Raw genomic sequence first — 11,639 nt, forward strand, 5'->3', positions numbered from 1 at the left:
TCATTCCGTAAGTGTAAAAAATACGTTTTTAATTGGATAATTGAATATATTGTCCGATGTTAATATAGTATTACTACCTGCTAATCGGAGCAAAAGGTTAGCTTCTGCATCCTGATAGATTTGTACCGTTGAAAACTAAACAGATTATCTTATGAAGATTACATGGGAAGGAGTTTTTCCAGCCGTTACGACAAAATTTAGCAAGAACGATACGCTTGACTTTGATGCATTTGGAAAAAATATAGACGTGCAACTTGCAGCAGGTGTGGACGGTATCATCATCGGGGGAACGCTGGGAGAATCAAGTGTACTTACCAATGAAGAGAAAACCGATTTACTGAAATATACCCTGCAGAAAGTAGAAGGTAAAGTGCCGGTGGTGCTGAATATAGCAGAAGGCTCCACACGTGAAGCTGTCAAGATTGCTGAGTCTGCCGCAAAAGCAGGACTGAGTGGTTTGATGATGTTGCCACCGATGCGCTATAAATCCGATCACCGCGAAACCGTTACGTACTTTAAGACAATCGCTGATGCAACTGATCTGCAGATCATGATCTATAACAACCCGGTAGACTATAAAGTAGAGGTAACGCTCGACATGTTTGAAGAGCTGACGGCTTGCAAAAATATAGATGCCGTAAAAGAATCGACACGCGATGTAGTAAATGTTACGCGTATGATCAGCCGCTTTGGTGATCGCTTCAGCATTATGAGTGGTGTTGATACACTGGCTATGGAAAGTTTGGTGATGGGCGCCAAAGGCTGGGTTGCCGGATTGGTGTGTGCTTTCCCGGCAGAGACCGTTGCTATATATCGTCTTGTAAAAGCCGGGCGCATCAAGGAAGCGATCGAGATCAACCGCTGGTTCATGCCACTGCTGGAATTGGACACCTTTGCGAAACTGGTGCAGTATATCAAACTGGCCGAAGCCGAAGCCGGTATAGGAACCGAAACCGTGCGGGCTCCGCGATTAACACTTGTTGGTAATGAACGCGAAGAAGTATTAAAGGTAATTCGCGATGGTATAAAGAACCGCCCTCTGCTTCCTGACTATCTTAATCTGAACAAAAAAGAAAAAGTTGTACAAGTATAAACGATATATAGAGTGTGATGACTGAAAGAAGTGATGAGGTATTGAAGCGGGCTGACAAAGCCTTCCAGGTATATAGAACCGTGTCGCCTCAGAAGCGCGCGGAGTTGTTGTATGCTATAGCCGAGCAGATCGATCAACGGGGCGATGAGTTGATTACCATCGCGGGAGAAGAGACCTGCCTGCCCGAAGCGCGACTCAAAAACGAAAGAGGACGAACCACGAATCAACTTCGTGCCTTTGCAAAATTACTCGAAGCCGGTGATTGGGTACAAGCTACCATTGATACGGGCGATCCCGAACGAAAGCCCGCCCCCAAACCGGATCTTCGGAAGATGTTATTCCCGGTAGGACCTGTTATTGTTTTTGGTGCGAGTAATTTTCCGCTGGCGTTCTCAACAGCCGGTGGTGATACGGCATCAGCGCTGGCGTCTGGCTGTACCGTTGTGGTGAAGAGTCACCCGGCTCATCCGAAAACATCAACAGTGGTTGCCGGTGCCATTCGCGCTGCCTTGAAACATTGTGGCTTGGGAGAAGATATATTTCAGGAAGTTACTGACACGAGTATAGAAGCCGGACAGCAACTGGTAAAACATCCGCTTACAAAAGCTGTAGCATTTACCGGGTCGTTTACCGGGGGTAAAGCGCTTTTTGACTTGGCGAATCAACGGGAAGAACCTATACCTGTTTTTGCCGAGATGGGAAGTATAAATCCCGTGGTGTTGTTACCGGGTGCTATACGCGATAACAAAAATTTACCGGCTACACTCGCTGCATCAGTCGTGTTGGGCGTAGGACAATTTTGTACCAACCCCGGCCTGCTAATCGCGGTGGACACCGAGGGCTTTGCTTCTTTCCTGCATAAACTTTCTGTAGAAGTGGCACAGGCAGTACCGGGCAATATGTTGCATACCGGTATAGCTGCAAACTATAAACACAAAAGAGCCGAGGCGCTGAAACAGAAAGGCGTTATGCGTCTGACGGAAGCAAAAGTTGAAGCAACGGAGAGGCTGGGGGCACCGGCACTGGCTTTGGTAAACGCACGTGATTTTATAGCCAGCACGGTTTTGAAAGAAGAAGTATTCGGCCCGTATTCACTGATTGTTAAATGTGAAGACGAAACGGAATTGAGACAGGTGATTGAATCGCTTCAAGGCCAGCTTACGGCTACTGTATTTGGATCGCCCGAAGAACTGCCGGAGTATAAAGCATGTATTGATTCGCTGCACGTACGTTGTGGCCGGTTGATATTCAATGGAGTGCCTACGGGTGTAGAAGTAACGAAAGCCATGCAGCATGGCGGACCTTTCCCGGCTTCAACCGACAGTCGCTTTACTTCGGTCGGTACGGATGCTATCTATAGGTTTGTGAGACCGGTATGCTACCAGGATTTTCCGGAGCAGTTTCTGCCGCCTCAACTGAAAAATAATAATGAACTGAATATTTTGCGTTGTGTAAACGGAACGTGGACACGCAACGCAGTGGAAACTTTTAATCTGCAACAAGCTTGAGGAAGACTTTTTTTTGCATCGATGCACACACCTGTGGTAATCCCGTGAGACTGGTAGCGGGTGGTGGTCCTATACTGGAAGGTAAAAACATGAGCGAGAAGCGTCAGCATTTCTTACGCGAGTATGACTGGATTCGTAAGGGGCTGATGTTCGAACCGCGCGGACACGATATGATGAGTGGAAGTATACTATATCCGCCATCCGATCCGCAAAATGATATGGGCGTATTGTTCATTGAAACGAGTGGATGTTTACCCATGTGTGGTCATGGTACCATCGGCACGGTAACCATCGCGATAGAAGAAGGACTGATAACCCCAAAGACACCCGGAACATTGCGACTCGAAGTACCAGCCGGTATTATTACCATCACGTATAAACAGGAAGGTAAAAAAGTAAAGTCTGTGAAGATCCGGAATGTGAAAGCATACCTGGCGGCAGAGAATATATCTGCGGAATGTCCTGATCTCGGTGAGCTCACATTAGACGTTTCCTATGGCGGTAATTTTTATGCGATCGTGGACGTTCAGAAAAACTTTCCGGGCCTTGAACATTTCAAGGCTGATCAACTGGTTGCCTGGAGTCGCACGTTGCGTAAGAACATTAATGCGAAATATACCTTTGTCCATCCGGATGATCCAACGATTAACGGATGCAGCCATATACTCTGGGCCGGTAAACCCATCGATCCTGCCTCAACGGCACGCAATGCAGTGTTCTATGGAGATAAAGCGATTGACCGCTCTCCATGCGGCACCGGAACTTCGGCACGCCTCGCGCAATGGCACGCCAAAGGAAAATTGAAACAAGGTGAACCCTTCGTACATGAAAGTATTATCGGTTCTAAATTTATAGGCCGTGTAGAAGAAGAAACACAGCTGCACGATAAAACGGCTATCATTCCCAGCATAGAAGGCTGGGCCGTAGTAACCGGCTATAACACTATCATCATAGACGATGAAGAAGATCCCTACGCACACGGCTTCCAGGTAATATAGTATATATCCACCAACATCAACACCTTAACACACCAACACGTCAACACATGAAAAACGTTGCCATCATAGGAGGCGGAATCATCGGACTCAGCACAGCCTACTATCTGCGGCAGGCAGGACACAACGTAACTATATTTGACCAGGGCGATCTCACGGACAATTGTTCTTCGGGTAACGCAGGCATGATCGTGCCCAGCCACATCATTCCGCTCGCGGCACCGGGAATGATATCGAAAGGCATTCGCTGGATGTTCAACGCACAAAGTCCGTTTTATGTGAAGCCTCGTCTCAACGGGAAACTTATACGATGGGGATGGCAGTTTTATAAACACGCCACGAACGAACATGTAGAACGCGCTATACCAGCGTTGAAGGATATAAGTCTGCTCAGTAAAGCGATGTACCAGCAAATGGTAAAAGACAACCCGTTTGATTTCGATTACCAGGAACGCGGTCTGATCATGCTATACCAAACCAAAGAAACGGAGCACGAAGAAGCAGAAACAGCATACATTGCCAATAAAAATGGTATTGAAGCACATATACTCTCACCGGCAGATGTACAGAAACTGGAACCCGATGTAAACGTTACCGTGCGGGGCGGAGTATATTTTCCGGGTGATGCGCACCTTACTCCGCAATTGCTGGTGAAAAATCTCATTGCATACCTGAAAAGAAATAACGTAACGTTTCATACCCATACACCGATAACAAACTTTTCACTGAATGGCACGGCCATTAAGAGTCTGCATACCGCACAGGAAGATAAAACGTTTGACGAGTATATTGTAGCAACCGGGGCGTGGTCAGGTATATTCAGTTCTGCATTAGGACTTGACCTGCCTTTGCAGGGAGGTAAGGGATATAGCTTTACATTGGACAATGTTGCGAAAAACATACGCATACCTTCTATTTTGCTGGAGGGTCGTGTAGCTGTTACCCCGATGGGTAAATCATTGCGCTTCGGTGGCACAATGGAGATCAACGGTATAGACCGCAGCATTAATATGAATCGTGTGAAAGGAATTGTTAACACGATACCTGCATACTATCCGGAGATGAATGTAGCCATGCCGCAGGAAGGAGCGATCTGGCGCGGCCTGCGTCCGTGCTCACCGGACGGTCTGCCCTATATCGGACGTTCAACGAAGTACAAAAACCTGATCATCGCCACAGGTCATTCCATGATGGGACTAAGCCTCGCGCCTGGCACCGGTAAACTTGTAGCCTCGCTTGTAAACAACGAATCCACGGATATACCGCTGGCGCCTTTTAATCCCGAAAGGTATCAGTAACGATATTAATGCAGAATGAAATATAGGCCGGATATCCGGCCTTTTTTTTATGGCCGTGTGTTTGTGACGAAGGATGTTGCTACAACCCATCAAAATAATATTACTTTCAGATAATATCGGATAAGTGTTTGAAGATGTCGTGTTTTATATTCGTTATACATATTTCTATTCTGTCATAAAATAATTTCCGGAGGGGTATAGGCTTGCATATATACCTTGCTTCTGAAAGTGCGCCCTGTTGTTCTCTTTACAGGGTATAGCCCATGTCTGTTTATATTTTTTTTAGAACGCTGATTAGTCGTTCTGTATATAGCCTGATACTCGATTTCGATATATACTATATATTCGTTTTGTAGTTGGATAATATCCTATTAGCATCAGTTAATATTCCGGAAAAGTGTGGGGTGTACATTTAATAATTTGGATATATAAAAATACTAACACTAAATATCATCCCCTATGAAGGAAACTTTTACGAAACAAGTATTCCGGTTGACACTATATATAGTGTTGCTGACAGCCGCGAATAATGTTTTTGCACAGCAAACAGTACGCGGTACTGTGCTGTCGGAAGCAGATGAAGGAATGCCCGGAGTCAACGTTGTTTTGAAGGGTACGACTACAGGAACGACTACTGATTCCAATGGTAGATTTTCAATTAGCGTTCCCGGGCCGGAGGCTGTACTGGTAGTAAGCTTTGTGGGCTATAACACCGAAGAGATTACGGTCGGGAGTCAGTCGCAGGTTGATGTAAAGCTGACACCGGATATAGCATCATTGCAGGAAGTTGTTGTTATCGGGTACGGAACGCAACGCAAGCAGGATGTAACAACCGCGGTGGCACAGGTAAAGCCCGATGAATTTGTTCCCGGTGCCGTGCGCAATGCTGGCGAATTGCTCCGCGGTAAAGTAGCCGGGCTTACCCTGAGTACATCGTCCGGAGATCCGGATGCCGGCACCGAGATATTGCTCCGTGGTATCACTTCGATATACGGATCGTCTTCTCCATTGGTACTCGTTGACGGATATCCAGGTGATATGAATTCCATTTCTCCCAACGATATCGAGAGTATAGATGTACTGAAAGATGCATCGGCTTCCGCTATATATGGTACACGCGGTAAGAATGGTGTTATCCTCATCACAACCAAAAAAGCAAAAGCCGGACTTCAACCTACGATAGAATACTCCGGTTATGTAGCAACAGAACGTTTTAACCGCAAGGCTAAATTCATGAATGCCTCGGACGTAAGAGCGCGCATAGGTGAGGGGCTGATCGATGGCGCTTATGATAAAGGTTCCTCAACGGACTGGCTGGACGAAATTTCACGAGCGCCTATAAATCATTTTCACAACATTTCGCTTCGCAGTGGAACCGAACGTACACAATACGCTGTGAATGCAAGTTACCAGCTTGCAGATGGTATGTTCCTCGCTTCTGATAACGAAGAGTTCAAACTTCGCATGGACGTTACGCAATATCTCATTGCCGATAAATTGAAAATGAATGTGAATGTATTGAAGGGCTTGCAGAAATATGGAGGTTTCAATGGTTGGACATACCGACAGGCCCTGATCCGTAATCCTACATCCAGTGTAAAGGAAGCTGATGGCAACTGGTCAGAAGAACCTGCACAGTTTCAGTATGAAAATCCGCTGGCACTTATTAAAGAGCAGATCTACGATAACAAATCACAGTGGACATGGTTAACCGGTTCCGTGAGTTATTTCCCGGTGGATAACCTTGAACTGAAAATAGTAGGTTCACAACACCAATGGAGTAATGAGACTGGCACGTATCAGACAAAGAAACATATATCCAACGTTCGCGATAGCAAGAATGGTGTTGCCTATATCGAGAATAGCGCTGTTGTCGAAAACTATCTCGATCTTACTGCCGACTATACGAAGACAATCGGTCTTCACCGTATTACCGGCTTGCTCGGCTATAGCTATATCGACTATGCCAATACAGCTTCATCCATTTCCAACTTTGATTTTCCTACCGATAACTTCTCGTATCATAGCATTGAACAAGGTCGTGCTTTGAGACAAGGTCTTTCAGGATCGGGTGTTGACAGCTATAAAGCCGATTGGAAGTTGATCGGGTTCTTTGGTCGTGTAGGATATGGATTCAACGACAAGTATAATTTACTTGCCAGCTTACGCTACGAGGGCTCATCACGCTTTGGTGCCGACAACAAATGGGGATTATTCCCATCTATATCCGCTGGCTGGACCATCAGCAATGAAGCTTTCCTGAGTGATGTTGCCGTGATCAACATGTTGAAGCTACGTGTAGGCTACGGACGCACCGGCTCTATATCCACAGATCCATACGCATCGCTGACACGTTATGCCTATAGTTCTTCTCAATTTTACTTTAATGGTAAAGACTGGGTAAGTATACTTCAGCCCGTAGCGAATCCAAACCCTGATCTCGGTTGGGAGACTAATATAGAGTATAACTTCGGTCTGGATTTCAGCTTATTGCAGAATCGTGTATCGGGTACCATTGATTATTACGATCGTACACTCGAAGACCTTGTATTCGATTACCCGGTACCCGTGCCTCCAAACCTCGTAGGCACAACACGTGCCAACGCAGCAACGATGACGAATCGAGGTGTTGAAATTGCTTTGAATATTATACCAGTACAGAGCGGCAAGTTTGAGTGGAGCACAAACTTCAACTACTCACTCAACAAAAATAAACTCACCTCTTTGTCGAATGATAAATTTAAAGTTGAGAACGATTTCTTCTATGCAGGCTATACCGGAGATCCGATCCAGTTATCTACTCACAAAATTCAGGAAGGCAAAGCTATAGGAAGCTTCTTCGGCTATAAAAGTGTAGGCCTGGAAGAAGACCCTGACAATGCCGGAGAAGGAAAGTGGCTGGTGGAAGGAGCGAACGGTGAGATCAAGTCCATTGAAGATGTAACGGAAGATGATCGGCAGATACTGGGTAACGGATTACCACAGTGGTATCTCGCCTGGAATAATTACCTGCGCTATGGAAACTTCGACATGAGTATAACGATGCGTGGTGCTTTTGATTACCAGATCCTAAATTTCCAACGCATGTTCTATGAGAATCCAACGATCGTATACAACAAACTGAACAGCGCATACGATAAGATCGATGGACTTACACTTGCAAGTCCGCAGTCGTACGTGAGTTACTATATCGAAGATGGCGACTTCTGGAAGATTGACAACGTAACGCTCGGGTATAACTTCAATCCTTCCAATAGCAAAGCGTTCCGCAAGGCAAGAGTATATATATCCGGTTCCAACCTGGCTACGATTACCGGCTACAAAGGCATTGATCCGGAAGTAACACGTTTGGGGCTTGCGCCCGGTAACGATGATCGTGATAAATATCCAACCACACGCACCTTTACACTCGGTGTTAACCTTACATTTTAATTATATAGTGTATGAAAGCAATCAATCGAAATATATATATAGCATCCTTTGTATTTCTGAGCATGGTTTGTTCCTGTACAGACCTGGATGAAACTCCGCACGATGTTCTGACACAGGATGATCTCGGCAATTCACCGGAAATACTCCAGGCACTTACAGCACCGGTATACACCAGTCTCACCAACGTGATGTTCGGATGGCATGGTTACTTTGATTTGCAGGAAGAATGCTCGGATGTTATTGTAACACCGGCACGCCCGAATGGCTGGGTGGATGGTGGCACATATCGCGCGTTGCACATGCACACCTGGAACTCATTTCAATCACAACCCGCATCGTTATGGAACCGGGTATATGGTGCACTGAACATTCTAAATACTTCCATCGGCACCTATAAAAATATGGCTAACGTAGAAGGGCTTGTGGCAGAGCTGCGCGCTTTACGTGCTTTCTATTATTACCTGTTGCTGGATAATTTTGGAAATGTACCGATCGTAACGGAAGACGATGTAACAAAAACAAACTTTGTACCGGAGCAGAGCACCCGTGCCGAAGTGTTTGATTTTGTTGAGACAGAGCTGCTGGAAGTGATGCCCATACTCAGTAAAGAAAAAGTTTATGGCAAAATGAATCACTGGGCGGCACGCATGGTACTGGCCAAAATATACCTCAATGCCGAAGTGTATATAGGTGAAACCATGTGGGATGAAGCGCTTGAACAGGTGGAAGATATCGAGGCAAACGGAGGTTTTACACTCGAGTCTAATTACCACTCTAACTTTGTTGTAGAAAATGAAAGCTCGGGAGAACAGATATTCTCCATTGTATTTGATGCTACACGTTCAGGTTGGTTCCATTATCCGTGGAAGACATTGCATCCGTCCAGCGGAGCTACCTACGAACTGGGTTCACAACCGTGGGGTGGAAGCTGTGCTATACCGCAGTTTATAGATACCTACGATGAAGACGACAGCCGCTTGAATATATGGATACGCGGACCGCAGTTTGCCAGTGATGGAAGTCCGATCTACAATATATTTGATCCTGCACTTGAGGATGTTCAGCTCAATTATACCAAACAGATTGGTCACATCGATGAGACACAGGAATATGAAGGATATCGCATCGGTAAATTTGAAATTGAACGTGGCGTTGCCGGCACGGCAATTAGTAACGATGTACCATTCTTCCGTTATGCAGATGCCCTGATGATCAAGGCGGAGTGTCTATTGCGAAAAGGTCAGGCCGATGCAGCAGCAGCCATTGTTACCGAGCTACGCGCACGCGCTTTTGTAGCAGCCCCCGACAAAGCAGAAGTAACCGGTTCGGAGTTGCAGCAAGGCAGTAAGTATAACTATGGCACTTACAAAAATGGCGTGATGCTTACAACCGAAGGCGGTGCCGATATACAGTATGGAAGATTCCTGGATGAATTGGGCTACGAGTTTGCTGCCGAATTTCATCGCCGGCAAGACCTGATTCGCTTCGGTGTATTTACAAGCAAGTCATGGCTTTCGCACATTCCGAACGGAGACCATCGGGCTATATTTGATATACCACAGTCAGCACTCGATGCCAACCCCAACCTCTCACACAACCCCGGATACTAATAAACTATAAAAAGATAAATGCCTGGCTTAAAAGTATATATACTCAAGCCAGGCATTTTATTTTTTTAGCGCATCTACTTACACACGTACCCACGTAAACACGCAAACACTTTAAACTCGCACTTTCCCGATAAACTCCTGCCGATACGATTCACTCAGCGTAAGCACCAACGGTTTCCCGGAAGGCTGCGGAATGCTGGTAGTGATTTCATCGTGCGAGAAGAAGTGAACAGACTTTATAGCAACCAGTTCTTTTTTATTAACGCGTGAAAACTGATCGGAGGGAAGTACTTCAAGTAGTTTCTCGAAAGATATATTCTTCAATGTAAGAATGGTTCCGTCCAGTAGCTGTACCGTTTTATCACGACTGTCGGAGTCGGAAGTTTTAATATAGCCTACCTGGTCGAAGAACAGCAATGCTTTACCTTTATCCGTATTCAGCTGAACAAAGTTTTTGGCAGACGAAGATTTACTGATGCGACTGACCGCCTTTTGTATAGCCTGTTGCAGACGTTCTTTCTTTACAGGCTTGCGTACATAGTCAATGGCATCCAGATCAAATGCCTCTGCGGCAAACTCTTTATAGGCTGTTACAAAAATTACAGGTTTACCTTGTAATAGATTAGCAACGTGCAAGCCATTCATCGCAGGCATTTCGATGTCGAGAATGCAGAGATCAAAATCAAGATTCGGAACTTCCTTCAGAAATATATCCGGGCTGTTAAATGCCTTTACTACTTCCAGCTCCGGCAATTGCTCACATAACATTTTCAGATAAGTGAGTCCCGGCAGTTCATCATCGAGCAGTAAGCATCTGAGCTTTGTGTTCAAGTAAATTGATCTTTAGGTGTGCAATAAAAACATCTTCTTCGGTAAACCGATCGAGCCGGTAATGATTTTTATAAATGAGTTTGAGTCGTTGCTCCAACGTTTCCGCACCAATACCGCTCTTCTCTTTTCGCAATGGAGCTTTACCTGATATCTTGTTGGAAACCGTTAATGAAAAAGTACTGTCTTTGAATTCAAAGACGATCGATATAAAAGCATCAGCACTTTGCAGGTCGGCATGTTTAAAAGCATTCTCGATCAGGTCGATGGAAATGAGCGGAGCCAGCAGGCGTTGTGTAAAGAGCGGGTCTTCTTCATCAATTTTCGATTTTACTTTCAGCTCAAACAGCGGACTTACTTTGATCTTGTTGATCTCGATCAGGTTCAATGCAAATTCAATTTCTTCCTGTGGCGTTACAAAGCGATTACGGGCTTCGTACAATATATAGTCCAGTACGTTCGCCAACTTGTCCAATGCAAAATAAGTCTGGTATGCGTGCGACTGAATCGAGTTGAGTACATTTTTAAACAGGTGCGGGTTAAGTCTCGATTCCAGCGATTCCAGTTGCAGACTGTCCACTTTATTCTCCAGTTCCGTGAACTTGGTTTGAATTATATTCTTGTTTTGCTCAGCGCTGCGAAAGCGCATCAGCAGGTACCCGATCACGGCAACAAGCACCGCGATAATAACGATCGCTACGATGAGCATGATAAACACAATGTCCTGCTTCATAATATTTCTCAAAGGTAACAGTTTCAGATCAAGCGATCATCATCCGTCACATTTCAGTTATGTGGAAAGAATTTTCGGAAAAGTTTTCATAGAAAAAATAGTTGTTAATTTTTCGGTTGTCTGGTGCGGCTGCCTCCGTTTT

8 protein-coding genes are annotated in these 11,639 nt (G+C 45.3%); 6 read left to right on the plus strand and 2 right to left on the minus strand.

The window, feature by feature from the left end; translation table 11 throughout:
• Positions 1–157: 157 nt before the first annotated feature.
• The 6 genes from ACFQ21_RS17565 (at position 158) to ACFQ21_RS17590 (ending at position 9,936) form a co-directional block, all read left to right on the plus strand.
• A complete protein-coding gene (locus tag ACFQ21_RS17565) occupies positions 158–1,093 on the plus strand; it encodes a dihydrodipicolinate synthase family protein (RefSeq protein ID WP_377582040.1) in 936 nt (311 codons plus the stop codon).
• Positions 1,094–1,110: 17 nt separating this feature from the next.
• Entirely contained in the window at positions 1,111–2,601 is a 1,491-nt protein-coding gene (locus ACFQ21_RS17570) for an aldehyde dehydrogenase (NADP(+)) (protein ID WP_377580588.1), read from the plus strand.
• Complete coding sequence (locus ACFQ21_RS17575; RefSeq protein ID WP_377580589.1) at positions 2,598–3,599, plus strand: 4-hydroxyproline epimerase; 1,002 nt, start codon at positions 2,598–2,600, stop codon at positions 3,597–3,599. The genes ACFQ21_RS17570 and ACFQ21_RS17575 overlap by 4 nt, the downstream gene beginning before the upstream one ends.
• A 5-nt stretch (positions 3,600–3,604) precedes the next feature.
• On the plus strand, positions 3,605–4,894 hold the full coding sequence (locus tag ACFQ21_RS17580) for an NAD(P)/FAD-dependent oxidoreductase (protein ID WP_377582042.1): 1,290 nt from the start codon (positions 3,605–3,607) through the stop codon (positions 4,892–4,894).
• Between the two features lie 459 nt (positions 4,895–5,353).
• Entirely contained in the window at positions 5,354–8,326 is a 2,973-nt protein-coding gene (locus tag ACFQ21_RS17585) for a SusC/RagA family TonB-linked outer membrane protein (protein WP_377580590.1), read from the plus strand.
• A gap of 11 nt (positions 8,327–8,337) precedes the next feature.
• Positions 8,338–9,936: a RagB/SusD family nutrient uptake outer membrane protein gene (locus ACFQ21_RS17590; protein ID WP_377580591.1), complete on the plus strand. Its 1,599-nt coding sequence runs from the start codon at positions 8,338–8,340 to the stop codon at positions 9,934–9,936.
• A 111-nt stretch (positions 9,937–10,047) separates the two neighbouring features.
• Here ACFQ21_RS17590 and ACFQ21_RS17595 read toward each other — a convergent pair whose 3' ends face one another.
• Complete coding sequence (locus ACFQ21_RS17595) at positions 10,048–10,767, minus strand: LytR/AlgR family response regulator transcription factor (RefSeq protein WP_377580592.1); 720 nt, start codon at positions 10,765–10,767, stop codon at positions 10,048–10,050.
• Positions 10,733–11,497 (minus strand): sensor histidine kinase, encoded by a 765-nt coding sequence (locus tag ACFQ21_RS17600; RefSeq protein WP_377580593.1) that lies wholly within the window; start codon positions 11,495–11,497, stop codon positions 10,733–10,735. The genes ACFQ21_RS17595 and ACFQ21_RS17600 overlap by 35 nt, the downstream gene beginning before the upstream one ends.
• Positions 11,498–11,639: the final 142 nt, after the last annotated feature.

The organism is Ohtaekwangia kribbensis (genome assembly GCF_042676245.1).
Lineage (GTDB): Bacteria > Bacteroidota > Bacteroidia > Cytophagales > Cyclobacteriaceae > Ohtaekwangia > Ohtaekwangia kribbensis.

Bases quoted from the DNA above. Each gene is read 5' to 3' on its own strand.
- ACFQ21_RS17570 (WP_377580588.1), top strand. From the start codon at position 1,111: ATGACTGAAAGAAGTGATGAGGTATTGAAGCGGGCTGACAAAGCCTTC.
- ACFQ21_RS17585 (WP_377580590.1), top strand. From the start codon at position 5,354: ATGAAGGAAACTTTTACGAAACAAGTATTCCGGTTGACACTATATATA.
- ACFQ21_RS17590 (WP_377580591.1), top strand. From the start codon at position 8,338: ATGAAAGCAATCAATCGAAATATATATATAGCATCCTTTGTATTTCTG.
- ACFQ21_RS17600 (WP_377580593.1), bottom strand. From the start codon at position 11,497: ATGAAGCAGGACATTGTGTTTATCATGCTCATCGTAGCGATCGTTATT.